The sequence below is a fragment of the Tabrizicola sp. genome (genome assembly GCF_030373185.1).
Lineage (GTDB): Bacteria > Pseudomonadota > Alphaproteobacteria > Rhodobacterales > Rhodobacteraceae > Tabrizicola.
Window position 1 is genome coordinate 913,019 of record NZ_JAUCZH010000001.1, and the last position, 24,227, is coordinate 937,245.

The 24,227-nt window shown below is 62.9% G+C and carries 17 protein-coding genes and 2 tRNA genes; 9 read left to right on the forward strand and 10 right to left on the reverse strand.

Annotated elements, in window-relative coordinates; genetic code table 11:
- Nucleotides 1-110: 110 nt before the first annotated feature.
- The 6 genes from QUV21_RS04410 to tgt form a co-directional block, all read right to left on the reverse strand.
- Nucleotides 111-186, reverse strand: a tRNA-Val gene (locus QUV21_RS04410).
- Between the two features lie 100 nt (nucleotides 187-286).
- Nucleotides 287-361 (reverse strand) — tRNA-Val (locus QUV21_RS04415).
- A 26-nt stretch (nucleotides 362-387) separates the two neighbouring features.
- Nucleotides 388-804, reverse strand: coding sequence for an HU family DNA-binding protein (locus QUV21_RS04420; protein WP_300853375.1), 417 nt, complete (start codon nucleotides 802-804; stop codon nucleotides 388-390).
- Nucleotides 805-922: 118 nt separating this feature from the next.
- Nucleotides 923-3,328, reverse strand: coding sequence for an endopeptidase La (gene lon, locus QUV21_RS04425; protein ID WP_300853376.1), 2,406 nt, complete (start codon nucleotides 3,326-3,328; stop codon nucleotides 923-925).
- 256 nt (nucleotides 3,329-3,584) lie between these two features.
- Nucleotides 3,585-4,667, reverse strand: coding sequence for a Hint domain-containing protein (locus QUV21_RS04430; RefSeq protein WP_300853377.1), 1,083 nt, complete (start codon nucleotides 4,665-4,667; stop codon nucleotides 3,585-3,587).
- Between the two features lie 167 nt (nucleotides 4,668-4,834).
- Nucleotides 4,835-5,965: a tRNA guanosine(34) transglycosylase Tgt gene (gene tgt, locus QUV21_RS04435; RefSeq protein ID WP_300853378.1), complete on the reverse strand. Its 1,131-nt coding sequence runs from the start codon at nucleotides 5,963-5,965 to the stop codon at nucleotides 4,835-4,837.
- A 175-nt stretch (nucleotides 5,966-6,140) separates the two neighbouring features.
- Between tgt and QUV21_RS04440 the strand changes: the two genes are divergently transcribed.
- The 3 genes from QUV21_RS04440 to QUV21_RS04450 are packed head-to-tail and all read left to right on the forward strand — an operon-like array spanning nucleotide 6,141 to nucleotide 11,295.
- On the forward strand, nucleotides 6,141-6,755 hold the full coding sequence (locus QUV21_RS04440) for a TetR/AcrR family transcriptional regulator (RefSeq protein ID WP_300853379.1): 615 nt from the start codon (nucleotides 6,141-6,143) through the stop codon (nucleotides 6,753-6,755).
- A gap of 6 nt (nucleotides 6,756-6,761) precedes the next feature.
- Nucleotides 6,762-7,958, forward strand: coding sequence for an efflux RND transporter periplasmic adaptor subunit (locus tag QUV21_RS04445; protein ID WP_300853380.1), 1,197 nt, complete (start codon nucleotides 6,762-6,764; stop codon nucleotides 7,956-7,958).
- Nucleotides 7,959-7,968: 10 nt separating this feature from the next.
- Nucleotides 7,969-11,295, forward strand: coding sequence for an efflux RND transporter permease subunit (locus QUV21_RS04450; protein WP_300853381.1), 3,327 nt, complete (start codon nucleotides 7,969-7,971; stop codon nucleotides 11,293-11,295).
- Nucleotides 11,296-11,312: 17 nt separating this feature from the next.
- Here QUV21_RS04450 and QUV21_RS04455 read toward each other — a convergent pair whose 3' ends face one another.
- Nucleotides 11,313-11,936: a TetR/AcrR family transcriptional regulator gene (locus tag QUV21_RS04455; RefSeq protein ID WP_300853382.1), complete on the reverse strand. Its 624-nt coding sequence runs from the start codon at nucleotides 11,934-11,936 to the stop codon at nucleotides 11,313-11,315.
- Between the two features lie 130 nt (nucleotides 11,937-12,066).
- On the opposite strand from QUV21_RS04455, the gene QUV21_RS04460 reads away from it, so the two are divergent.
- Nucleotides 12,067-14,100, forward strand: a complete 2,034-nt coding sequence (locus QUV21_RS04460) for an NADH:flavin oxidoreductase (RefSeq protein ID WP_300853383.1) — start codon at nucleotides 12,067-12,069, stop codon at nucleotides 14,098-14,100.
- A gap of 6 nt (nucleotides 14,101-14,106) precedes the next feature.
- Here QUV21_RS04460 and QUV21_RS04465 read toward each other — a convergent pair whose 3' ends face one another.
- The 3 genes from QUV21_RS04465 to QUV21_RS04475 all read right to left on the reverse strand — a co-directional run bounded on the left by QUV21_RS04465 (nucleotide 14,107) and on the right by QUV21_RS04475 (nucleotide 19,843).
- Nucleotides 14,107-14,526, reverse strand: coding sequence for a Fur family transcriptional regulator (locus QUV21_RS04465; protein ID WP_300853384.1), 420 nt, complete (start codon nucleotides 14,524-14,526; stop codon nucleotides 14,107-14,109).
- Between the two features lie 259 nt (nucleotides 14,527-14,785).
- Nucleotides 14,786-18,475 carry a vitamin B12-dependent ribonucleotide reductase gene (locus QUV21_RS04470; RefSeq protein ID WP_300853385.1) on the reverse strand — a complete coding sequence of 1,230 codons (3,690 nt, stop codon included), beginning with the start codon at nucleotides 18,473-18,475 and terminating at the stop codon, nucleotides 14,786-14,788.
- Nucleotides 18,476-18,952: 477 nt separating this feature from the next.
- Nucleotides 18,953-19,843 carry a DMT family transporter gene (locus QUV21_RS04475; RefSeq protein ID WP_300853386.1) on the reverse strand — a complete coding sequence of 297 codons (891 nt, stop codon included), beginning with the start codon at nucleotides 19,841-19,843 and terminating at the stop codon, nucleotides 18,953-18,955.
- 113 nt (nucleotides 19,844-19,956) lie between these two features.
- On the opposite strand from QUV21_RS04475, the gene QUV21_RS04480 reads away from it, so the two are divergent.
- The 5 genes from QUV21_RS04480 (at nucleotide 19,957) to QUV21_RS04500 (ending at nucleotide 24,134) form a co-directional block, all read left to right on the forward strand.
- Nucleotides 19,957-20,868 (forward strand): DMT family transporter, encoded by a 912-nt coding sequence (locus QUV21_RS04480; RefSeq protein WP_300853387.1) that lies wholly within the window; start codon nucleotides 19,957-19,959, stop codon nucleotides 20,866-20,868.
- Nucleotides 20,869-20,918: 50 nt separating this feature from the next.
- Nucleotides 20,919-22,196, forward strand: coding sequence for a phosphopyruvate hydratase (gene eno, locus QUV21_RS04485; protein WP_300853388.1), 1,278 nt, complete (start codon nucleotides 20,919-20,921; stop codon nucleotides 22,194-22,196).
- 107 nt (nucleotides 22,197-22,303) lie between these two features.
- Nucleotides 22,304-22,834, forward strand: a complete 531-nt coding sequence (locus tag QUV21_RS04490) for a pseudouridine synthase (RefSeq protein WP_300853389.1) — start codon at nucleotides 22,304-22,306, stop codon at nucleotides 22,832-22,834.
- Nucleotides 22,831-23,250 carry a cupin domain-containing protein gene (locus QUV21_RS04495; RefSeq protein ID WP_300853390.1) on the forward strand — a complete coding sequence of 140 codons (420 nt, stop codon included), beginning with the start codon at nucleotides 22,831-22,833 and terminating at the stop codon, nucleotides 23,248-23,250. Before QUV21_RS04490 ends, QUV21_RS04495 begins: the two co-directional genes overlap by 4 nt.
- Nucleotides 23,247-24,134 (forward strand): fatty acid desaturase, encoded by an 888-nt coding sequence (locus QUV21_RS04500; protein WP_300853391.1) that lies wholly within the window; start codon nucleotides 23,247-23,249, stop codon nucleotides 24,132-24,134. Before QUV21_RS04495 ends, QUV21_RS04500 begins: the two co-directional genes overlap by 4 nt.
- The last annotated feature ends 93 nt before the right edge of the window (nucleotides 24,135-24,227 follow it).

Genomic DNA, 24,227 nt, shown 5'->3' on the forward strand with positions numbered 1-24,227 from the left:
CCAAGATAAGGCCTGAAGACCGCAAAAGCACCCCGAAAGCCGCGCGCGCTGTCTGTGCGGGGGTGAACAGGCCACCGCAGCAAGCAAAGTTCCTGTCTGTCTTGGGGGAATGGTGGGCGGTGAGGGACTCGAACCCCCGACATTCTCGGTGTAAACGAGACGCTCTACCAACTGAGCTAACCGCCCGCCAGCGCTGACTATCCTGACGGCGCAGCTCTTGGCAAGCCTTGTGCCGGGTCTGGCAAAGAAAAAAGGCGCACCGTCGCGGCGCGCCTTGTTCGGTAAATGGTGGGCGATAACGGATTTGAACCGCTGACATCTTCGATGTGAACGAAGCGCTCTACCGCTGAGCTAATCGCCCGAATTCCGTATTCGGTGCGGCGGCTTTTAGCTATCCTCGCCGACGTCTGCAAGGGGCTTTCCACCCGCTTTCGGTGCGTCGGCCAACCGCAGTTTCAGCGTCAGCGTGGTTCCGGCGGTCTTTGCCACACGCAGCTTGCCCAGCGGCGGCAGCACCAGCACTGATCCCGACTTCAGTGCGTCACCCATTGCAACAAGCACAGCCTCGATCGAGGCCTTCGCCGCAGGCTTCTTGGTGCCAGTCGCGGCAGCCACCGCTTCGACAAGATCCTTGAGCCTGACCGTGTCTGCCTTGGTCTGGTCTGTAGCCTTTGGCGAGGGCTTGGTGGCCGCTGATGCCGTGGGCTTGTCCGGGGCCAGCCTGCCAGCTTGCGGAGTCTTTGACGGCTTCACAGCCTTTGTCGGCTTGTCATCGGTCGTTTTCTTCGAAATGCGCGGGGCCATGATTGCTTTCAGCTTTGGGTTATCGTTGCCGCGCAACCTTAGAAAGAAGGGATGCGGATGACCACCGCATTTGCGGGACGCTGCGGCGCGCCCCGAAGTTTCGGGGCGCGCAAGCTGATCAATGGGCGGTCTGCGCCGGTGGCAGGGCCTGTGCGGCACGGGCGGCGGCGGCAGCCTCTTCGGCGGCCTCATCCCATTCGACCGCTTCGGGCTGACGGACCAGCGCCTTGGCCAACACCTCGCGGACATGGGCGACGGGAATGATCGTCAGACCCTGTTTCACGTTGTCCGGGATTTCCGTCAGATCCTTGGCGTTTTCTTCCGGGATGAAGACGGTCTTGATCCCGCCACGGAGGGCCGCGAGCAGTTTTTCCTTCAGCCCCCCGATCGGCATGGCGTTGCCGCGCAAGCTGACCTCGCCGGTCATGGCGATGTCCTTGCGGACCGGAATCCCCGTCAGGACCGACACGATCGAGGTCACCATCGCCAGACCCGCCGAAGGCCCGTCCTTTGGCGTCGCCCCATCGGGGACGTGAACGTGAATGTCCATCGTCTCGAACTTGGGTGGCTTCACCCCGATCTGCGGGCTGATCGAGCGGACATAACTTGCCGCCGCGTCGATGGATTCCTTCATCACATCGCCCAGCTTGCCGGTGGTCTTCATCCGGCCCTTGCCCGGCAGCTTCAGCGCCTCGATCTGCAACAGATCACCCCCGACCGACGTCCAGGCCAGACCGGTGACGACACCGACCTGATCCTCTTTCTCGGCCAGACCATAGCGGTAGCGCTGCACGCCCAGATATTCCTCGACCTTGGCGGGATCGACGGTCACCGACTTGGTCTTCTTCTTCAGGATGTCGGTCACCGACTTCCGGGCCAGCTTGGCGATTTCGCGCTCAAGGTTCCGCACCCCCGCTTCGCGTGTATAGTAGCGGATGACGTGGTTCAGCGCCTCGTCCGTGACGGAGAATTCACCTTTCCTCAGACCATTCGCCGCGATCTGCTTGGACAGAAGATGCTGGCGCGCGATTTCGCGCTTTTCATCCTCGGTGTAGCCCGCAAGCGGGATGATCTCCATCCGGTCCAGAAGCGGGCCGGGCATGTTGTAAGAGTTGGCCGTGGTGATGAACATCACGTTGGACAGGTCGTATTCCACCTCAAGGTAGTGGTCCACAAAGGTGGAGTTCTGTTCCGGGTCCAGCACCTCCAGCAGCGCGGACGCCGGGTCACCCCGGAAATCCTGACCCATCTTGTCAATTTCATCCAGCAAGATCAACGGGTTCGTTGTCTTGGCCTTTTTCAGCGTCTGGATGATCTTGCCGGGCATCGACCCGATATAGGTCCGCCGGTGGCCGCGGATTTCGGATTCGTCACGCACCCCGCCCAGCGAGATGCGGATGAATTCACGCCCCGTCGCCTTGGCAACCGACCGGCCAAGCGAGGTTTTCCCCACACCCGGAGGGCCGACAAGGCACAAGATCGGGCCTTTCAGCTTGGTCGAGCGCGCCTGCACCGCCAGATATTCGACGATGCGTTCCTTGACCTTTTCCAGACCGTAATGATCGGCGTCCAGCAGTTCCTGCGCCTTGCCAAGGTCTTTCTTGACGCGGGATTTCACGCCCCACGGCACGCCCAGAAGCCAGTCAAGGTAGTTGCGGACCACCGTCGCCTCGGCCGACATCGGGGACATCGACTTCAGCTTCTTGATCTCGGCATCCGCCTTTTCGCGGGCCTCTTTGGAAAGCGCGGTCTTGGCGATGCGGGCCTCAAGCTCGGCGACCTCGTTCTGGCCCTCCTCGCCGTCACCCAGTTCCTTCTGGATCGCCTTCATCTGCTCGTTCAGATAATACTCGCGCTGCGTCTTTTCCATCTGGGTCTTCACGCGCGACTTGATCTTCTTCTCCACCTGAAGGACGGACAATTCGCCCTGCATGTGGCCGTAGACCTTTTCCAGTCGCTCGGCCACGTCGAGCGTTTCCAGGATCTCCTGCTTCTGCTTCACGTCCACGCCAAGGTGGCCGGCCACAAGGTCGGCCAATCGCGCGGGTTCGCGGGTGTCGGAAACCGCGGCAAGCGCCTCTTCGGGGATGTTCTTCTTGATCTTCGAATAGCGTTCGAATTCCTCGGACACCGCACGAACCAGCGCCTCAACGGCGGTCTCGTCGCCATCGGTTTCGTCCAGAAGCACGGCGGTTGCTTCGAAGAAAGCCGGGTTGTCGACAAAGCCGGTGATCTTCACCCGCGATTTGCCTTCGACCAGCACCTTCACAGTGCCATCGGGCAGTTTCAGAAGTTGCAGCACATTGGCCAGCACGCCGGTGTCAAAGATGCCATCGGTCGACGGATCATCAACGGTCGGATCCTTCTGCGACGACAGCAGGATCTGCTTGTCGTCCTGCATCACCTCTTCAAGCGCGCGAACTGATTTTTCGCGCCCTACGAAAAGCGGCACGATCATGTGCGGAAACACCACGATGTCGCGGAGCGGCAGCACGGGGTAGCTGGGGGACAGGGTGTCGGTCATATCATGTCCTTCGTTCGCGGCAGCGCACGGGGCCCCGACCATCGGCAACCCGGCCCGCTCCGCCTAAGATGCGTTAACTTGTGGTCCCTGAGGCAGGGTTTCAAGTTCACCTGTTGCCAGTTTGAACCTGCGCGCCGGTAGCCGCAAGATGGGAAAAGGCCCGACCCGTTTAACAGAACAGACCTGACCGGGCGTCAATCACGCCCCTGTGTCCGGTGAGAACACCAGACTGGCCACCAGAATCAGCGACCGAGGGTCAGGCGAAAAGGCGCTGGCCGGCGGCGGCTGCGAAAGCCAAAGCCGCAAGCGGGCTTTGCGCCGCGATGGAACCCGACAAGACGTGGGCTTCGTAAGAGGCGCGCGTCGGCAAGGCATCCGGTCGGGTCAACATCGCCTCGGCCCCAAGCACGTCAAGGGTGGCGTCAAGCGTTGCGCGCGCATCTCCGGACAGGGCTTCGACCATGCGACGGGCGGGTTGGAAACTTTCGACCGGCAGGCCGTTGGCCAGCAGGATTTCGTGATTTTCGAGCAGGATGTGATAGTAGGACACATCGCCTTCCGGGTCAGGCGAATGGGCAACCGCATCCGGCAGGTGGCGGGCAATCACAAAGACCCTGGGGCTGTCGAACAGAAGCTCACACTCTGGCCCTTCGACAACGATCCGGTGCTGCGGCGAAACCGTCGGATCCCGCCGCGGCAGGCCCGCACCGAACGCATTGGCGCGGATCGTGACCGGGCGCACGGCCTGCGTGTCGCGCGCATGTTGCTGGCTGTAATGCGAGGCCCCGATCCAAGCGATCTGAACGGCGCGGCCGTCCTCGGTCAGCACAGTGTCGCCAGCCCGCAGGGTTTCAATCTTGCGGTCCCCTGACGGAGTGGCGATATCGGTGTCAGAGCAGAAGCACGGCACATCGGTGACAACGTTCAGTAGTGAAATGGCACCGTTGCCAATTGCATCCATCTTGGCCTGTGTCGCAGGCGGCTCTCCAAGCACGAAGAAATACTCAAGCGGAACACCATTGACGACTACCCTGATAGCCATCACTTCACGGCCACGAAGCGCCAAGGCTGCCCCGGTAAGCTGCGCGGTGCCTTGACCAGTGGTTGGAAGAGTGCCGGTCAGCAGGACGGTGAATTCATAGGTGACGCCACCGATGATCACCCGGGTGTCGGGATCGGGCAGCGGCGCGTCACCCGGCCCCGGCGGATCAAAGATCAGGTCGCCACCAGGGACGGCGTCAGTGAATGTGATAGTCTCGGCTTGGCCACCCATCGGATTCAACGATGCGTTACTGGCAGTAGTGGAATCCTGGCGAGCGAAGAAAGTCAGTTCAGCCATGCTCTATCACACCTTCGTTTTCCTTGATCCCACCATGCGTATGGAAATCCGGCTGGCCAAGAAATGCGGCCAGATTTAGTGATTGATCGTGCAATTATTGGCACAGAATGTGGCCCGTGCGCTAACGGCTTGTGATTTTTCCGGTCATCAAGTGCGACCATCCCGCTTCAGGCCGGGGCAATGTCACCTTCTGCCCGCAGCGCATGAAAGGCAGACACGAAGCCCGCAAGGCGCCCTGCCCCGATGGCATCCCGCAACCCCTGCATCAGGGTCTGGTAATAGTGCAGGTTGTGCCAGGTCAGCAGCATTGAGCCGATGATCTCATCCGACCTGACCACATGGTGCAAATAGGCGCGGCTGTATCCGGTGCAGGCGGGGCAAGTGCAACCCTCCTCCAGCGGGCGGGGGTCATCCTTGTGGCGGGCGTTGCGCAGGTTCACCTGCCCCCGCGCCGTCCACGCCTGCCCAGTGCGCCCGGACCGCGACGGCAGCACGCAATCCATCATGTCGATGCCACGTTCGACCGCACCCACGATGTCATCGGGCTTGCCCACCCCCATCAGATAGCGCGGCTTGTCGGCAGGCAGGAAGCCCGGCGCGTAGTCAAGAACGGAAAACATCGCCTCTTGCCCCTCGCCCACCGCAAGGCCGCCGACGGCATAGCCGTCAAAGCCGATCCCCGTCAACGCCACAGCCGATTCCTCGCGCAGATCCTTTGTCACACCGCCTTGCATGATGCCGAAAAGCGCATGGCCCGGCCTGTCGCCAAAGGCATCGCGCGACCTTTGCGCCCACCGCATCGACAGGCGCATGGATTTTGCCACCTCGGCCTCGGTCGCGGGAAGTGCGGGACATTCGTCAAAGCACATCACGATGTCAGAGCCTAAAAGCCGCTGGATCTCCATGCTGCGTTCGGGGGTAAGCATGTGTTTGGAACCGTCAAGATGCGACGAAAACCGCACGCCTTCCTCGGTCAGCTTGCGCAAGGGGCCAAGCGACATGACCTGAAACCCGCCGCTGTCGGTCAGGATCGGGCGGTCCCAGTTCATGAACCGATGGAGCCCGCCAAGCGCAGCAATCCGTTCCGCCGTGGGGCGCAGCATCAGATGATAGGTATTGCCCAAAAGGATGTCCGCCCCCGTCGCGCGCACGCTTTCGGGCAGCATCGCCTTGACCGTGGCCGCGGTGCCGACCGGCATGAAGGCGGGCGTGCGAATCTCGCCCCGCGTGGTCTTGATCGCGCCAGTCCGCGCCGCGCCATCGGTTGCCGCCACATTGAAGCTGAACCCTGCCGCCATTGCCTGCCCCCGAAGCGCCCCGCGCAACATTTGATCTTGCCGGCCGCCCGTTTGGGCTAAATCCGCCCAAAAGCCAAGCGCCCTCGGGTGCGGCGCATGATTCTGCTTGACCTTTCGGGCCGCGTGGCTATCTGCGTGAATGAACGTTCATTCCCGGCGAGCCGCACCCAACCCGATGACCCTTCCCCTTCCCTCCGCCGCCACCGAAGAACGTAGCCACGAGATCCTGTTCTCGATCCGGCAGGCCTTTGCCGAAAAGGGCTTTGATGGCGCGTCCATGCAGGATCTTGCCCGCGCGGCAGGGATGAGCGTTGGCAATTTCTACCGCTATTTCCCGTCGAAAGCCGCAATCGTGGAAGCAATGGTCGGGCTTGATCTGGCCGAGATCGAGCGCGATTTCGCGGAAATCCTTGTCTCGGGTGATCCAATGTCCGGGCTTCGCGCGAAGATACTGGCAAGGATGACTGAAGACTGCATGGACGATGGCCAGCTTTGGGCTGAAATCACCGCTGCCGCGATCCGCAAGCCGGAAATCGCTGCGGCTTCGATGCGGATGGAAGCGATGATCGTGACCCATCTTGCGGCGATCTTCGCGCGGGTGACCGGACGCGCCCAGACCGAGGCTGAAGACAGGTATGCCGGGCATTGCCAGATGCTGATCATGCTGGTCAAGGCCGTGGCAATGCGCACCAGCCAGTGCGGCCCCGCCAGCCCGGCGCTTGCCGCGATGGTGGTGCAGACGATCGAGAATATCCTGACCGAAATTTCCAACGACACCGCAAAAGGCTGACAGACCATGCGCGCGACCCCGATCCTGATTCTTGCTGCGGCTTTCGGCCTGGCCCTTTCTCCTGCCACTTTGCGCGCCCAAGAGGCCGAAGCGGCGACCTCTGCGGCCGCAGACCCTGCCGAAGCCCTTCCGGCCATCACGGTTGCCGAAGTGACCGCCCGCACGCTGACCGACCGGGTCTTTGCCTCGGGCCTGGTGGCAGCGGTCGAAGAGGTGCAGGTGGCGCCCCTGATCGAAGGCCAACCGCTGGAGGCGCTGCTGGCCGATGTTGGTGACATGGTGACCGAGGGTCAGGTACTGGCGGTCTTGTCCAGCTCTACGCTGGACCTTCAGAAAAGCGAGGCGTTGGCGTCGCTTGCGGCGGCAAGGGCCGTCATCGCGCAAGGCGAGGCACAGCTGGTGGAGGCCGAATCCAGCGCAGCCGAAGCGCAGCGGGTCGCGGACCGGACAGCGCTTTTGCGCGAGCAGGGCAGCGCGCCACAAGCGCAGGCGGATACGGCCAACGCGAATGCGGTTGCGGCTACGGCACGGGTTTCGGTGGCGCGCCAGTCGCTTGAATCGGCAAGGGCGCAACTGTCGCTGGCCGAAGCGCGGCTGGAAAACGTGGAACTGCAACTCAGCCGGACCGAGGTCAAGGCACCGGTGGGCGGCAAGGTCATTGCGCGCAATGCCAAGCTGGGGGCTATCGCCACCGCAGCGGGTCTGCCGATGTTCGTGCTGATCCGCGACGGCGCGCTGGAACTGCGGGCCGATGTGGCCGAAAGCGACTTGCTGCGGCTTGCCGCCGGCCAGTCGGCGCGGCTGCGGGCCGCCGGGATGGACGATGCGCTGACCGGGATGGTGCGGCTGGTGGAACCGACGATCGACCCCGTGTCACGGCTTGGACAGGCGCGGATCGAGGTCTCGGACCCGGAGCGCCTGCGGTCCGGCATGTTCGTGGAGGCAGAGATCATCGTGGAAGACCGCGAAGGGCTGGCCGTGCCTGTGACGGCGGTCGGATCCTCGGGCGAAGGCATCACGGTGATGCGGGTGCGCGACGGAGTGGTCGAACGGGTTGTTGTGACAACTGGCATTCGTGATGGCGGGCTCATCGAGGTGACCGACGGGCTTGCCGAAGGTGATCTGGTCGTGGCCAAGGCCGGAGCCTTTGTTCGGGACGGCGACCGGATCAACCCGGTCCTTGCCACCGGCAACACGAACTGAGGGCGCAGCGATGAACTTTTCAGCCTGGTCGATCCGCAACCCCGTTGCCCCGCTTCTGGCCTTCTTCCTGTTGATGGTGATGGGTTGGCAAAGCTTCAACACTCTGCCGATCACGCGGTTTCCCAATATCGACGTGCCGCTGGTTGCGGTCAGTGTCGGTCAGTCCGGCGCGGCCCCGGCCGAAATGGAAACCCAGATCACCAAGGAAATCGAAGATGCCGTGGCCGGCATCACCGGGGTAAAGAAGGTCATCTCGACCGTCACTGACGGGCTTTCGACCACGGCTGTCGAATTTCGCATGGACGTGCCGACCGACAAGGCGGTGCAGGATGTGAAGGACGCGGTCGACCAGATCCGCGGCGATCTTCCGGGCGATGTGGAAGCGCCCATCGTGACAAGGATCGACGTCGAAGGTCAGGCGATCATGACCTTCGCCGTTTCTGCCCCCGACAAGACGATCGAGGAGATCAGCTGGTTCGTCGATGATACCGTGACGCGCTCGCTGCAAGGCCGCCCCGGAATTGGCCGGGTCACGCGGATCGGCGGGGCTGACCGGGAAATACGGGTGGAACTGGATCCGGTCCGGCTGGACAGCTACGGTGTGACCGCCCAGGCGGTCAGCGCGCAGATCGCGGCGACCAACGCCAATCTTGGGGCCGGCAAGCTGAGCCTTGGCACCGGCGAACAGGTGATCCGCACCCTTGGCGACAGCGGCACTGTCGAGGCCTTGGCGGCAACCAGCATTGCCCTGCCCTCGGGCCGTTTCGTGCGGCTGTCCGACCTTGGGCAGGTGATCGACAGCTATGAGGAAATGCGCAGCTTCACCCGGATCGACGGCGAACCGCTGGTCAGTTTCCTGGTCTTCCGATCAAAAGGCGCGTCCGAGGTCAGCGTGGCCGAAGTCACCAATTCGGTGGTCGATCAGCTGCGGCTGGACCATTCCGATGTCAGCATTGATCTGGTGGATGATTCCGTCTTCTACACCTACGGCAACTATGAAGCCGCGATCCACACCCTGCTGGAAGGCGCGCTTCTGGCGGTGCTGGTGGTCTTTGCCTTCCTGCGCAACTGGCGCGCGACGTTCATTGCGGCGGTGGCCCTGCCCCTGTCGGCGGTGCCGACGTTCCTTTTGATGGACATGCTGGGCTTTTCGCTGAACCTTGTCAGCTTCCTGGCCCTGACGCTGGCCACCGGCATCCTTGTCGACGACGCCATCGTCGAGATCGAAAACATTGCCCGGCATATCCGCATGGGCAAGACCCCTTACCGCGCCGCCATCGACGCCGCCGACGAGATCGGCCTTGCGGTGATCGCCACCAGCGCGACCATCGTCGCGGTCTTTGTGCCGGTCAGCTTCATGCCGGGGATTCCCGGGCAGTATTTCCGCCAGTTCGGCTTGACGGTGGCGATTGCGGTGCTGTTCTCGCTGGGCGTGGCGCGGCTTATCACGCCGATGATGGCGGCGTATCTGATGCGGACCAAGGACGCCGGCGGCCATGAGGGCGGCGAGCGCGACGGTTTCGTCATGCGCGGCTATCTCTGGCTGGTGCGCAACACCACGCGGGTGTGGCGTTTTCAGAAAATCCGCTGGCTGGGTCTGCCGACCTACTATGTCACGCTGGCAGCGGCCATCGTCGTGGTGATCTTTTCGGTTCAGGCAATGCTGGCCGTGCCGGGAAGTCTTTTCCCGCCGGAAGATGAAAGCCGGATCGTGGTTTCGGTCGAACTGCCGCCCGGCAGCACCCTGGACGACACGGCCGACACCACCGAGGCGATGCGTGCGGCGATCAAGGATATCGACGGGGTGAAATCGGTGCTGGTCGTGGGCGGGTCCACCCCGCTTGGCGACCGCGACATCCGCCGCGCGACCTTTACCATCATCCTTGACCGGCTGGACAACGGGCTGGGCCGCAAACTTTCCGACCTTGGCCAGATGCTGCCAGTGATCGGGCCGATGCTGCCCGAGGCACCGCTGCAAGGCCGTATCCGTCCGCAGCCCGAGATCGAGACCGAGGTCTTTGCCGCCCTGCGCGCGGTGCCGGATCTGCGGGCGTTCAAGGCCTCGAACATGGGCGGTGGCGCACGGCCCTTCAGCTTTGACATCCTGTCAAACGACGAGCGCGCGCTTGACGACGCGATCGCCAAGATCGACGCCGCCCTGCGCGACGAGCCGATGCTGCAAAACGCCTCGACAGAGGTTGCCCTGCCCCGGCCCGAAATCCAGATCACCCCGAAGACCGAAGAGGCCGCGCGTCTGGGCGTGACCGTGCAGCAGATTGCAGCCTTGGTCCGGGTTGCCACAATCGGCGACGTGTCAGCCGCCCTTGGCAAGCTGTCCATCGACAACCGGCTGGTGCCGATCCGGGTGCAACTGGATGAGGCATCGCGCGACAGCCTTGCCCGCATCTCGGCCCTGAAGGTGCAGACCGCGACCGGCCCGGTGCCGCTGTCGGCCGTGGCAACCGTGGAGGTGGCGGAAGGGCCATCGGCGGTGAAACGATTGGACCGGCAGCGGGTTGCCACACTCGGAGCGGATATCGCGCCCGGCTATGTGCTGGACCAGGCAACCGAGCGGTTCATGGAGATTTTGCCGACGTTGAACTTGCCGCCTTCGGTCAAGATCACTCCCTCGGGCGACGCCGAGGTCCAGGCCGAGCTTCTGGGCAGCTTCGTCAACGCCATGGTGCTGGGCGTGCTGCTGATGATGTTCGTCCTGATCCTCTTGTTCCATTCGGTGCTGCAACCGCTGACGATCATCTTCTCGCTTCTGTTGTCGGTGGGCGGCGTGGCCGCCGCCCTGATCCTGACGCAAAACCCTTTGTCGATGCCGGTGCTGATCGGGATCTTGATGCTGATGGGGATCGTGTCGAAAAACGCCATCCTGTTGATCGACTTTGCCATCGAAATGCGGGTGCGCGGGATGGAACGGATCGCGGCAGTGATCGAGGCCGGCCATAAACGCGCCCGCCCGATCGTGATGACCTCGATCGCGATGTCGGCGGGGATGCTGCCTTCGGCGCTTGGCGTGGGCGAAGGCGGGGCGTTCCGCGCGCCGATGGCGATTGCAGTCATTGGGGGGATCATTGTGTCCACCGTCCTCAGCCTTGTCGTGGTGCCGTCGCTTTATCTGGTGATGGATGATCTTTCGCGCCTGTTCAGCTGGATGCTGGGCCGGTTCCTTGGCAAGAAGGAAGTGGAGCCGGAGAACCCCGAAGCCCATGTCCTTGCCGAACGGATCGCACGCGGGCAACAGGATATGGCCTTGTTGCAAGGGCGGCTTGCGACGCTGGAAGACACGTTGTCACGCCGAAAGACCACGCCCCACGCGGCAGAGTAGCCCGACGGCAGGATGCCCTATCTGTCGGCGTGGCGCGCGCGAAAGGCGGCGACCTCTGCCGACGTGGGGGCCTTGCCACAAAACGTCAGCACATAGGCAGGGATGCGGCCCATCCGCATCTCGAAGCTCTCAGCCGACCGCAGGGCGATATAACCGACCTGCGTCAGGTATAGCGCCCGCGCCCGGGTATCCGCTTCGGTTTCGTCATAGCCAAAGCGGCTGAACAGGGCGGTGATCGCCGCCAGCCGCACGGCATCGGCCTCAGCCATCTCGGCGGCAACGACCGGATCTGTCAGCGCCCATGTCCGCATCGCAAATTCCAGCCTGCTGTCAAACAGGTCCGGGTCTACCCAGCAATCAATCAGGTTCAGCATCGCTTCGGCAATGGTTGCCGCCTGCGCTTCGCAGCGCGCCACAAGATTGCCGGTGTTCTTCGCCCGCCACCTTGCGACAAGCCCGGCCAGAAGCGCCTCGCGGTCCGCGAAATGCCAGTAGAACGAGGTGCGCGACAGCCCCAGCCGTTCAGCCAGGGGCATGACCTTCACCGCCTCGACCCCGGCTTCCACCAGCACCCCATAGGCCGCGTCCAGCCACAGTTCCGGCGTGCCGCGCCACCCGCGTTCATTCTGTTTCGTGTCCATGCCCAGACCCTATGCCCTCCCTGCCCCAAGGCACAAGATCAGCAAACTCGACACATGTGTCGATTTTGCTTGAGCGACACGGCAGCCCTCGCTAGTCTTGCTCGAAACACTACCAGCGAGTCCCAAGCCCATGTCGACCGATCCGCTTCTTCAGTCCTACCAGATCAAGCACCTGACCCTGCGCAACCGGATCATGACAACCAGCCATGAACCGGCCTACCCCGAAGACGGGATGCCGAAAGACCGCTACCGGCTTTACCATCTGGAACGGGCCAAGGCGGGCGTGGCGCTGACCATGACGGCGGGCTCGGCTGCGGTGTCGAAGGACAGCCCGCCGGTCTTCAACAATATCCTCGCCTACAAGGACGAGGTGGTGCCGTGGATGAAGCGTCTTGCCGATGACTGCCACGAGGCGGGGGCGGCGGTGATGATCCAGCTTACGCATCTTGGCCGCCGCACTCGCTGGGACAAGGGCGATTGGCTGCCGGTGGTCGCCGCGGGGCCTGCGCGCGAACCCAGCCACCGCGCCTTTCCGAAAGTGGTTGAGGATTGGGATATTTCCCGCATTATCAATGACTACGCCGATGCAGCTGAACGGATGCACGCTGCCGGCCTCGATGGGGTGGAGTTTGAATGCTACGGCCATCTGATGGACCAGTTCATGTCGCCCTTCACCAACGCCTTGCCCGCGCCCTACGGCGGGTCGCTTGAAAACCGCGCGCGCTTTTCGCTGGAGGTGCTGGCCGCCTGCCGCAAACGCGTAGGACCGGATTTCCTGTTGGGTGTGCGCTATACGGCGGATGAGGATGCCCCCGGCGGCATTGACGCCGACGAAGGCATCGCCATTGGAAAGCTGTTTCGTGACAGTGGCTTGGTTGATTTTCTTAACATCATCAAGGGCCGGATCCACACCGACCCCGCGATGACTGATGTGATCCCGATTCAAGGGATGAAATCCGCCCCACACCTTGATTTCGCGGGCCGGATTCGGGCCGAGGTGGGCCTGCCCACGTTCCACGCCGCCCGCATCCCCGATGTGGCGACCGCGCGCTATGCCGTGGCTTCCGGGCAGTTGGATATGGTGGGCATGACCCGGGCGCATATGGCCGACCCGCATATCGTGCAGAAGATCACCGAAGGCCGCGAAGAAGACATCCGGCCTTGTGTGGGGGCCACCTACTGCCTTGACCGGATCTATCAGGGCGGAATGGCTCTGTGCATCCACAACCCCTCGACCGGACGCGAGGAAACCCAGCCCCATGCCATCGCCCCGGCAGCGCGGCAAAAGAAGGTAGTGATCGTCGGTGCCGGCCCTGCGGGGCTAGAGGCGGCGCGGGTGGCGGCGGAACGGGGCCACAAGGTCGTGGTCATCGAAGCTGCGGCCGAGCCGGGCGGACAGGTTCTGTTGACCGCCCGCAGCCCAAGGCGCCGCGAGATGATCGGCATCATCGATTGGCGCATGGCACAATGCGCTGCACGAGGGGTAGAGTTCCGCTTCAACACCTTCGCAGAAGCTTCTGACGTAACAGCAGAAAACCCGGATGTTGTGATCATCGCCACGGGTGGCCTGCCCACAACCGATGTGTTGAGCGCGGGTAATGATCTGGTGGTGTCGACCTGGGATATCCTTTCGGGCGACGTGAAGCCAGGCGCGAACGTGCTCTTGTACGACGACGCGGGCGACCATGCCGCGTTGCAGGCGGCGCAATTGATTGCCGAGGCAGGCGCCAAGGTTGAGGTGATGACCCCAGACCGCACCTTTGCCCCCGATGTCATGGCGATGAACCTTGTCCCCTACATGCGCGCGATGCAGGACAAGGAGGTGACCTTTACCGTGACCTACCGGCTTTCTTCGGTTGAAAAGTCCGGGAACCAGCTGAAAACCACGATCGGATCAGACTACATGAAGCTGGCGAAAACTGCGCTTTATGATCAGGTGGTGGTCAATCACGGCACGCAGCCCTTGGCCGATATCTACTTTGATCTCAAGCCCTTGTCGGCCAATCTTGGTGCGGTTGACCACGATGCGCTGATCGATGGCCGCCCCCAGCCCGAAGGCGACGGCAAGCCCGGCTTTGCGCTTTACCGGATCGGCGATGCAGTGGCAGCGCGCAACACCCATGCCGCGATCTATGACGCGCTGCGGCTGGTGCGGCACCTCTGACCGGGGTCAGCGCTTCTTGCGGCAGTAAAGCTCCAGCCGATGGTGGACGATATCGTAACCCATCTCGGCTGCGATCTCACGTTGCAGCTGTTCGATCTTTTCCGACCGGAATTCGGTGATCTGGCCGGTGTCGAGATCGACGATATGGTCATGATGGGGGGCGTCCGCCACCTCATACCGCGCGCCACCGTTTTCCAGCGCGAGCCGCAGCACGACACCTTCACGTTCCAGCACAGAAAGCGTGCGGTAGACGGTGGCCAGCGACAGGCTGTCATCCAGCGTGCGTGCGCGGCGGTGAAGTTCGGCCGCGTCGGGGTGGTCCTGCGCCTCGGTCAAGACGCGCAAAAGCGCCTCGCGCTGGCGGGTCACGCGGACACCTCCGTCGCGCAGGGCCTTGGTCATTTCTTGTGCGGGATCAGGTTTCATCAGCGGATGGTAGCCAGCGGCGCGGCCGGGGTCAAATGGGGGTGGTGGCGCGCCTGAAGCTGGCCCCTTAGGGTCTCACACCCTCCGGACCTCCCGTGGAGTATTCAGAAAAGGCGCGGGGGCAAGCTTTAGTCAGATTTTTTGGATTTGCTCGCGGCAAAGATCGCGGGGGACGCTTGAGTTCAGTTGGGTATCAATAAACGGCGGCGGGCCTTTGATGCCCGCCACTTGTTGGATTCAATCGTCTGCGACGACGGGATCAGCTACACCCCGTCGTTCCCCCGCAGGAGTTGCACTTCAGGCAAGACCCGTTGCGCACCATGGTGTAGTTGCCGCACTCGCTGCACGAGTCCCCGGTGTAGCCTTGCAGCTTGGCCTTCGACCGGGCGTCGGTCGAGATGCTGGCCGTGCTGATCGCATAGGTCGAGACCGTTTCCGAAAAGCCCGAAACCCGCGCGTCAGGGACGAGCATGTTCAGGGTGGAAACCGGGTCGGTGCCGTTGGCCAGCGCCGTCGCCCCCATCCCGCCTTGCAGGACCACAAGTTCCTGCGGCAGGCGCTTCCTGAGGTAGCCGGTGGAAGAAATCTGCTTCAGCACCTCCAGCCCGCGGGTCGCGGCGGCGTCGGACACTTCCGAGATGTTGCGCTTGCCTTCGTCATCGCCCCGGCCAAGATCGTCGAAGCTGGCGCCTTTCGGGGCCACATGCGCAAGATCGGTGCGGTCGAGGTAAGAGATCGCCAGTTCGCGGAAGATGTAGTCTAGGATCGAGGTCGCGTTCTTGACCGAGTCATTGCCCTGCACCATGCCGGCCGGTTCGAACCGGGTGAAGGTGAAGGCCTCGACGAATTCTTCCAGCGGCACGCCATATTGCAGGCCGACGCTGACGGCGATGGCGAAGTTGTTCATCATCGCGCGGAAGCCGGCACCTTCCTTGTGCATGTCGATGAAGATCTCACCAAGCGAGCCGTCCTGATATTCGCCGGTGCGCAGGTAAACCTTGTGGCCGCCGACGATGGCCTTTTGCGTATAGCCCTTGCGGCGCTCCGGCAGTTTTTCGCGATTGCTGCGGACGATTTCCTTGATGATCACCTTTTCGACGATCTTTTCGGCAATCACCTGCGCCTTTTCCATCAAGGAGCCGTTGGTCAGAACGTCCTCGGCTTCGTCGTCATCCTCGATCAGCGCGCTTGCCAGCGGCTGCGACAGCTTCGATCCGTCGCGGTAAAGCGCGTTGGCCTTGATGCCGAGCGAGTGGGAAAGCTCATAGGCCGCCAGCGTTTCCGCGATGGTGGCGTTGTTCGGCATGTTGATCGTCTTCGAGATCGCGCCCGAGATAAAGGACTGCGCCGCCGCCATCATGTGGATGTGGGATTCGACCGACAGGAAACGCTTGCCGGTCTTGCCGCAGGGGTTGGCGCAGTCAAAGACCGAGTAGTGCTCGGGCTTCAGGTGCGGCGCATTTTCCAGCGTCATGGTGCCGCAGACATGGTCATTGGCAGCGTCGATCTGGGCCTTGGTGAAGCCAAGGTGGCGCAGAAGGTCGAAGGTCGGATCGTTCAGCTTTTCTTCGGGGATGCCAAGGTTGCCCTTGCAGAAATCGGCGCCAAGGGTCCACTGGTTGAAGACGAACTTGATGTCGAAGGCGGATGGCAGGGCGGATTCGATCTTTTCAATCTCGCGCGGGCCGAAACCGTGGCCAATGAGCGAGGTGTGGTTGATCGCCGGGGCCTGGCCAAGCGAGCCGTGGCCGACGGCATGGGCGACGATCTCGGCGGCTTGGGCAGTAGAGTAGCCAAGCTTTTCAAGCGCTGCCGGGACCGACTGGTTGATGATCTTGAAGTAACCTCCGCCTGCCAGTTTCTTGAACTTCACCAGCGCAAAGTCAGGCTCGATGCCCGTCGTGTCGCAATCCATCACAAGGCCGATGGTGCCGGTCGGGGCGATGACGGTGGTCTGCGCGTTGCGGAAGCCGTGTGCTTCGCCAAGGCTCAGCGCTTCGTCCCAAGCGGATTTGGCAAGCGCGACAAGGGTTTGGTCCGGGCAGTTCGCGTGGTCAAGGTCAACGGCGGGAACGTTCAGGCCTTCATAGGCCGTGCCGTGTGCAGCGGCGCGGTGGTTGCGGATGACGCGCAGCATGTGGTCACGGTTGCGGGCGTAGCCGGAGAAGGGACCGAGTTCCTTCGCCATCTCGGCCGAGGTGGCGTAGCTGACGCCGGTCATGATCGCGGTCAGCGCTCCGCACAGGGCGCGGCCTTCCTTGCTGTCATAGCCAAGGCCCATGTTCATCAAGAGGCCACCGATGTTGGCGTAGCCAAGGCCGAGGGTGCGGAAGTCGTAGGAAAGCTGAGCGATTTCCCTGGACGGGAACTGCGCCATCATGACCGAGATTTCCAGCGTGACCGTCCAGAGGCGCGAGGCGTGGACATAAGCCTCGGCGTCGAACTTGCCGTTGTGGAAGAAGGTCAGCAGGTTCATCGACGCCAGGTTGCAGGCGGTGTCGTCAAGGAACATGTATTCCGAGCAAGGGTTCGAACCCCGGATCGCGCCATCTTCCGGGCAGGTGTGCCAGGCGTTGACGGTGTCGTGGAACTGGATGCCGGGGTCGGCGCAGGCCCAGGCGGCGTGGCCGATCTGGTCCCAGAGCTCGCGCGCCGAGACAGTCTTGGCGACCTTGCCGTCGGTGCGGCGGATCAGCTCCCACGGCTTGTCTTCCCTGACCGCGCGCAGGAAGGCATCGGTCACGCGGACCGAGTTGTTGGAGTTCTGGCCGGAGACGGAGATATAGGCCTCGGAGTCCCAGTCGGTGTCGTAGGTCGGGAATTCGATCGAGGTGAAACCCTGCCGCGCGTATTGCAGGATGCGGTTGGTGTAGGTGTCAGGGATCATCGCCTTCTTGGCGGCCTTGATCGCGGCTTTCAGGGCGGGGTTGGCTGCCGGGTCGGTGGCACCTTCCATCGAACCATCGAACGCCTTGATCGCGGCGAAGATGTCGTTGAGCCGGGCCTCGTGCATCTTGGAGCCAGCCACCAGCGACGCGACTTTCTGTTCCTCGATCACCTTCCAGTTGATGAAGTCTTCGACATCGGGGTGGTCCATGTCGATGATGACCATCTTGGCGGCGCGGCGGGTGGTGCCGCCGGACTTGATCGCGCCAGCGGCGCGGTCGCCAATCTTGAGGAAGCCCATCAGGCCCGAGGATTTGCCACCGCCCGACAGTTTTTCGCCCTCACCCCGCAGCGAGGAGAAGTTGGTGCCGGTGCCGGAGCCGTATTTGAAAAGCCGGGCCTCACGCACCCAGAGGTCCATGATGCCGCCATCACCCACGAGGTCATCCTTGACCGACTGGATGAAGCAGGCGTGGGGCTGGGGGTGTTCGTATGCCGACGCGGACTTGGTCAGCTTGCCAGTCTCATGGTCTACGTAGAAGTGACCCTGCGACGGGCCGTCGATGCCGTAAGCCCAATGGAGGCCGGTGTTGAACCACTGCGGGCTGTTCGGCGCGGCCATCTGGCGGGCCAGCATGAAGCGCATTTCGTCATAATAGGCGGAAGCGTCGGCTTCGGTGGTGAAGTAACCACCCTTCCAGCCCCAATAGGCCCATGCCCCGGCCAGACGGTCAAACACCTGCTTGGCCGAGGTTTCGCCGACAAAGCGCTGATCGGTCGGCAGTTGCGCCAGCGCCTCGTCATCAGGAACCGACCGCCACAGAAAGGACGGCACTCCCTTTTCCTTCACGCGCTTCAAGACGGCCGGAACGCCGGCCTTGCGGAAATACTTCTGGGCGAGCACGTCCGAGGCAACCTGACTCCAGCCTTCGGGAATCTCAACCGCGTCGTTGCGGAAGACGACCGTGCCGTCGGGGTTGCGAATTTCGGAAACCGTGGTGTTGAACGCCAGCGCCCCATAAGCGCCGGTTGCTTCGGTGGTGAACTTCCGCTCGATCTTCATGCCCCTGAACTCCGTTTTTGCGGCCGTTTCGGCCGATTAATCTCTCAAAACTGGCAAGGCCGTTCCGTCCGGTCGCGGCAAGACGGCAAAGCTCCCCCCTTCCCGTCGGCAACACCGACAGGAGGGACGCATCCGCTTGGGATGCCTGTTTATCTGGATCTTCTTGCCTGTTCGCCGCGGCACTAGATTTAGTGGTGTCCCCTGCCGCTTCGTCAAACTGTCGTAATCACACCGCCCGATCAACGAGAAAATTTCGCTTCAATGCAAATTTTGCGGCTTGACGCTTTGCATGGCACACAGGCCACAACCGGCCCCTGCGACCCGGGCCTTGTGGACAGGTTTGGGGACAACCTTCGAGCAATTTGTGAAGAGTGCCGGATTTGCAAGGTTTCCGGGGCGCTTGAAGGCCGAGCCTGCCAAAGCCAGCCAGACCCGAACCAGAGCCAAGACTATCTGCAAGGCGATTCCCTTGCTGCGTCAGGCCTTCGCGCCAGTCGGGCGGTTGATCAGGACAATGCCCGCTCCAACCAGAAGTGCCGCTCCAAGAATCGGCCAAGTGACGGATTCGCCAAAAATTAGCGCGCCCAGCCCCAGCGCCAGAACCGGCGTAAGGAAAGAAAAGGATGCGACGGTCGAGGCCGGATAGACCGACATCAGCCAAAGCCACGCTATGAAACCGCCCGCGACGACGACCGAGGCCTGAAAGACCAGAAACGCCAGATGCACGGGTTGCAGATCGCGGATCAACGGGCCGAAGAACGGGGCGGCCAGCAAAAGGAGCGGGCCGGATACCAACACCATCCAGAACAGCTGCATCTCCGGCCCCTCGGCCCGCATTGTGGGACGACGGGCGATGAAGGCGGTTCCAGCCCAGCCAAGCGCACCACCCAGCGCGAAAAGATCGCCCGCAAGGCTGCCCTCGCCCGACTGGCTGCCGGTCAGGATCGCCCATGCCGCCCCGATGAATGCCAAAGCAAGGCCAATGGCGCGAACCGGGGTAATCCGTTCACCAAGGCCGAAATGGGCAAGGATCGCAAACCAGACCGGCATGGAATAGAAGATGACAGAAGTGCGCCCAACGGTTGTCAGGTCCAGCGCCATGAAAAGGCACAGAAATTCGGCGGCAAAGACCGCACCCATCAGAAGGCCGGGACCAAGCACCTTGCGCTTCAACCGCGGCGGGCGGCGCATGTAGACCAGCCAGCCCCAGACGAAGAAGACGGCCAGAACCGACCGAAGCCCCGCGAAGAACACCGGTTGCAGGCCCTGATTGACCAGCTTTACGATGATCTGGTTGAAGGCGAGCAAAAGCGTCACCCCCAGAAGGACAGAGCCTCCGAAGGCATCAAGCCGGTCCTTGCGGTTCATGAGATCCCCTTTTGCGCTTGGCAAACTTGTGCATGCGGAACGCCCGAAGGGCAAGGCGCAGCCTGCGGGCCTGCCCCCCTTTCCATCGCCACCTGCGCCGCCTAGAAGACGGGATGATCCGCGATGAAACCCTCCGTCCTGACACCCAGAGGGACAACCTGACCGGAATCTTGCTGATGCTTGGCGCGATGGCCTTGTTCGCGGTCGAGGATCTGTTCCTGAAATGGGCAGCTGCGGGTTTGCCGCTGGGACAGATAATCCTGATCTCAGGCGTGCTTGGCGTGCCGGTCTTCGTGCTGATGGCCTGGCGCACGGGGCGCCGTATCTTGACCAAGGACGCGCTGCATCCGGCCGTTATTGCACGCAATATCGGTGAGATGATCGGCACCGCCAGCTTTGTGGCGGCGCTTGCGGTGGTGCCATTGGGAACGGTGGCGGCGGTTCTTCAGGCGATGCCGCTGGCAGTCACGATGGGGGCGGCACTGGTTTTTGGTGAAAAGGTCGGCTGGCGGCGCTGGACGGCGATTACGGTGGGGTTTGCCGGTGTTCTTCTGGTGGTCCAGCCGGGGGCCGACGGCTTTCGCCCCGAGGCGCTTTTGGTGCTGGTGACCGTGGCAGGCATGACGATACGCGATCTTGCGTCGCGGGCGATCCCCAGGCATGTCACCACGGCGCAGGTGTCGGCATGGGGTCTGATGGCGGTGACTGTGCTTGGGGTCGGGATGCTTGGCATCACCGGCGGAGCGCGGGGGGTGACGGGGCCAGAGGCGCTGATCCTGCTGGGCGCAGTGATCTTTGGCACCTCGGGCTACTGGGCGGTAACGGCCGCCACGCGCACCGGCGAGGTCGCGGTGGTTGCCCCGTTCCGCTATGCGCGGCTGGTGTTTTCCATGGCGCTGGGGGTGATCTTTCTTGCCGAACGCCCCGACACACTGACGCTTCTGGGGGCCGGGCTGATTGTGGGGTCGGGTCTTTATGCCTTTGCCCGTGAACGGGCGCGCAAACGCGCTTCCCATGCGGGGTGAGCCGGGGTAAAGGGTCCGAGAGAGCACAATTCGGCCTGAGGGGAAGACCCATGAGCACGATCATCGACATTCACGCCCGCGAAATTCTGGACAGCCGGGGGAACCCGACGGTCGAGGTGGACGTCACCCTTGAAGACGGGTCCATGGGCCGCGCCGCGGTGCCGTCTGGCGCCTCGACCGGCGCGCATGAGGCCAATGAACGCCGCGACGGCGACGCCAGCCGCTACAAGGGCAAGGGCGTTCTGGAAGCGGTAGCCGCGGTGAACGGCGAGCTTGCCGAGGAACTCGTCGGCTTTGACGCGACCGAACAGGTCGGCATCGACCGAACCATGATCGAGATGGACGGCACGCCGAACAAATCCCGGCTTGGCGCGAATGCCATTCTGGGCGTGTCGCTGGCCGTTGCAAAAGCCGCTGCCGAGTTCACCGCGCAGCCCCTTTACCGCTATGTCGGCGGCACTTCGGCCCGCGTTTTGCCAGTGCCGATGATGAATATCATCAACGGCGGCGAACATGCCGACAACCCGATCGACATTCAGGAATTCATGATCATGCCGGTAGGTGCATCCGACATCCGCGAAGCGGTGCGGATGGGGGCCGAGGTGTTCCACACCCTGAAGAAAGAGCTTCAGAACGCAGGCCACAACACCGGCATCGGGGATGAGGGCGGCTTTGCACCAAACCTTAACTCTGCCAGAGACGCGCTTGATTTCATTCTGAAATCCATCGAGAAGGCAGGGTATCGTCCGGGCGAGGATATCTATCTGGCGCTGGATTGTGCGGCGACGGAATACTTCAAGGGCGGTCGGTATGAGATGAAGGGCGAAGGCAAATCGCTGTCCATCGAGGAAAACGTCGATTTTCTGGCAGGGCTTGCGGCAGATTACCCGATCATCTCGATCGAGGATGGGTGTTCGGAAGATGACTGGGCGGGCTGGAAGCTGTTGACGGACCGTCTGGGAGACAAGATCCAACTGGTTGGTGATGATCTTTTCGTGACCAACCCGCGCCGCCTCGCCGAAGGTATCAAGGCCGGTTGCGCAAACTCGATGCTCGTGAAGGTCAACCAGATCGGCACTCTGACCGAAACCCTGCAAGCCGTCGATATGGCGCACCGTGCGCGCTATACCAACGTGATGAGCCACCGTTCGGGCGAGACGGAAGATGCCACGATCGCCGATCTTGCGGTTGCGACGAACTGCGGGCAGATCAAGACCGGCTCCTTGTCGCGGTCGGACCGGTTGGCGAAATACAACCAGTTGATCCGGATCGAGGAAATGCTGGGCGAGACGGCGGAATATGCCGGCCGGTCAATCCTGAGAGGCTGAGGTCGGCGAGGGGGCTTTGCAGAACTCCGGCAAGATTTCAGTCAAGAAATCAACGGGCGCCCTTGGGCGCCCGTTTGCATTTCCGCGCGAACGTGGCAGCAAGGGGCATGCTGATCCTGCTGAACAAACCCTATGACGTGCTGTGCCAGTTCTCGGGTGGTGACGGGCGGCAGACGCTGGCGGATTTCGTTCCGGTGAAGGGGGTCTATCCGGCGGGTCGGCTGGACCGCGACAGCGAAGGGCTGGTGGTGCTGACCGATGACGGCAAGGTGCAGGCCCGGATCGCCGACCCGCGCCACAAGCTGGAGAAGACATATCTGGCGCAGGTAGAGGGCGTGGTGACAGAAAGCGCGCTGGCGCTGTTGCGGGCTGGGGTGACGCTGAACGATGGCCCCACCCTGCCTGCAAAAGCGCAGGCCGTGGCGGAGCCTGACTGGCTTTGGCCACGCATGCCGCCGATCCGGGTGCGGAAATCGGTGCCTGACGCCTGGGTCGAGTTGACCTTGCGCGAAGGGCGGAACCGGCAGGTGCGGCGGATGTGTGCCGCCGTTGGCCTGCCCTGCCTGCGGCTGATCCGCTGGCGGGTCGGGGACTGGACATTGGACGGCCTTACGCCGGGGGAATGGAGACAGGTATGACGGCACAGGCGATCATCGCAAAGCTCGGGCTTCAGCCGCACCCCGAGGGGGGTTGGTTCCGCGAAACATGGGCGGGACCGCAGGTTGGCGGTCGCGCAAGCGGGACCGCGATCCTGTTTCTGCTGCAAGCCGGGGAACGCAGCCATTGGCACAGGGTCGATGCCGATGAAATCTGGCTTTGGCATGCCGGTGCGCCCCTTGTCCTGTCGATGGGCGAGACGGCGGCGAAAGAGTATCGCTTGGGGCCGGATGTGCTGGGTCAGGATGTCGTGCAGGCGGTGGTGCCTGCCGGGTGGTGGCAGGCGGCACGATCAACCGGCGACTGGTCGCTGGTCAGTTGCACCGTCAGCCCGGGGTTCCGCTTTGACGGATTTGAACTGGCCGCGCCGGACTGGGATCTGCCGCTGGAGGGATGATGGATCACAAAGCCTTTGTTTCAGCTTTGCCGGCTGAGCTGCGCGAGGCGATGACTGCCCGGTCAGACGGGCCGGGCCTGCGGCATCTGGCGCTGCATCTGGGGGCCATCCTTCTGGTCGGGGGGCTGATTGCCACCGCCGTGCCGGGCTGGTGGGCGCTCTTGCCCGTTCAGGGCGTGCTGATCGTGTTCCTGTTCACGCTGGAACATGAGGCGACGCACCGAACCCCCTTTGCCAGCGCCCGGTTGAATGATGAGGTGGGGCGGGCGGCAGGGTTCCTCCTTTTGCTGCCGTTCGAGTGGTTTCGCTATTTCCATCTGGCGCATCACCGCTGGACCAATATCGACGGCAAGGATCCCGAACTTCTGGGCGGCAAGCCTGAAACCCTTCGGGCGTGGCTGTGGCATGTGTCCGGCCTGCCCTATTGGTGGTCGGGGCTGCGGCTGATGGCGGCGCTGGCTGCGGGCCGGGCCGAGGGCGACTATCTGCCCGAAGCCGCCAAGCCGCGGATCGTGGCCGAGGCGCGGGGCATGGCGGTCGGGTATCTTGTGGTCGGGGTGGGCCTGATCTGGTCGCCCCTGTTGTGGTGGGTCTGGATCTTGCCGGTCCTGCTGGGCCAACCGGCCTTGCGGCTTTATCTTCTGGCCGAACACGGCGACTGCCCGCGCGTGGCCAACATGCTTCAAAACACCCGGACGACATTCACCAACCGGCTGATGCGGTTTCTGGCGTGGAACATGCCTTATCACACCGAACACCATGTCTGGCCCGCGGTGCCGTTTCACCGCTTGCCGGAGGTTCACCAATTGATGCGCGACAAGTTGCAGGTGACGGCCGAGGGCTATGCGGCCTTTACCAAGGCCTATCTGGAGCGCAGGCTTTAGCCCGGTTGGATTGCGCCAAGCCGGGGGCCAGCCCCCGGACCCCCGGAGTATTTGGAAAAAGAGCAAGCCGGGACAGGGCCGCAATGGGCGCGG

Excerpts from the sequence above, each read along its gene's own strand:
- QUV21_RS04495 (WP_300853390.1), top strand. The coding sequence starts at position 22,831 with ATGACGGCACAGGCGATCATCGCAAAGCTCGGGCTTCAGCCGCACCCC.
- QUV21_RS04420 (WP_300853375.1), bottom strand. The coding sequence starts at position 804 with ATGGCCCCGCGCATTTCGAAGAAAACGACCGATGACAAGCCGACAAAG.
- QUV21_RS04475 (WP_300853386.1), bottom strand. The coding sequence starts at position 19,843 with ATGAACCGCAAGGACCGGCTTGATGCCTTCGGAGGCTCTGTCCTTCTG.
- QUV21_RS04465 (WP_300853384.1), bottom strand. The coding sequence starts at position 14,526 with ATGAAACCTGATCCCGCACAAGAAATGACCAAGGCCCTGCGCGACGGA.
- tgt (WP_300853378.1), bottom strand. The coding sequence starts at position 5,965 with ATGGCGGCAGGGTTCAGCTTCAATGTGGCGGCAACCGATGGCGCGGCG.
- QUV21_RS04455 (WP_300853382.1), bottom strand. The coding sequence starts at position 11,936 with ATGGACACGAAACAGAATGAACGCGGGTGGCGCGGCACGCCGGAACTG.
- QUV21_RS04490 (WP_300853389.1), top strand. The coding sequence starts at position 22,304 with ATGCTGATCCTGCTGAACAAACCCTATGACGTGCTGTGCCAGTTCTCG.
- QUV21_RS04500 (WP_300853391.1), top strand. The coding sequence starts at position 23,247 with ATGATGGATCACAAAGCCTTTGTTTCAGCTTTGCCGGCTGAGCTGCGC.
- lon (WP_300853376.1), bottom strand. The coding sequence starts at position 3,328 with ATGACCGACACCCTGTCCCCCAGCTACCCCGTGCTGCCGCTCCGCGAC.
- QUV21_RS04460 (WP_300853383.1), top strand. The coding sequence starts at position 12,067 with ATGTCGACCGATCCGCTTCTTCAGTCCTACCAGATCAAGCACCTGACC.
- QUV21_RS04450 (WP_300853381.1), top strand. The coding sequence starts at position 7,969 with ATGAACTTTTCAGCCTGGTCGATCCGCAACCCCGTTGCCCCGCTTCTG.
- QUV21_RS04440 (WP_300853379.1), top strand. The coding sequence starts at position 6,141 with ATGACCCTTCCCCTTCCCTCCGCCGCCACCGAAGAACGTAGCCACGAG.
- eno (WP_300853388.1), top strand. The coding sequence starts at position 20,919 with ATGAGCACGATCATCGACATTCACGCCCGCGAAATTCTGGACAGCCGG.
- QUV21_RS04430 (WP_300853377.1), bottom strand. The coding sequence starts at position 4,667 with ATGGCTGAACTGACTTTCTTCGCTCGCCAGGATTCCACTACTGCCAGT.
- QUV21_RS04445 (WP_300853380.1), top strand. The coding sequence starts at position 6,762 with ATGCGCGCGACCCCGATCCTGATTCTTGCTGCGGCTTTCGGCCTGGCC.
- QUV21_RS04470 (WP_300853385.1), bottom strand. The coding sequence starts at position 18,475 with ATGAAGATCGAGCGGAAGTTCACCACCGAAGCAACCGGCGCTTATGGG.
- QUV21_RS04480 (WP_300853387.1), top strand. The coding sequence starts at position 19,957 with ATGATCCGCGATGAAACCCTCCGTCCTGACACCCAGAGGGACAACCTG.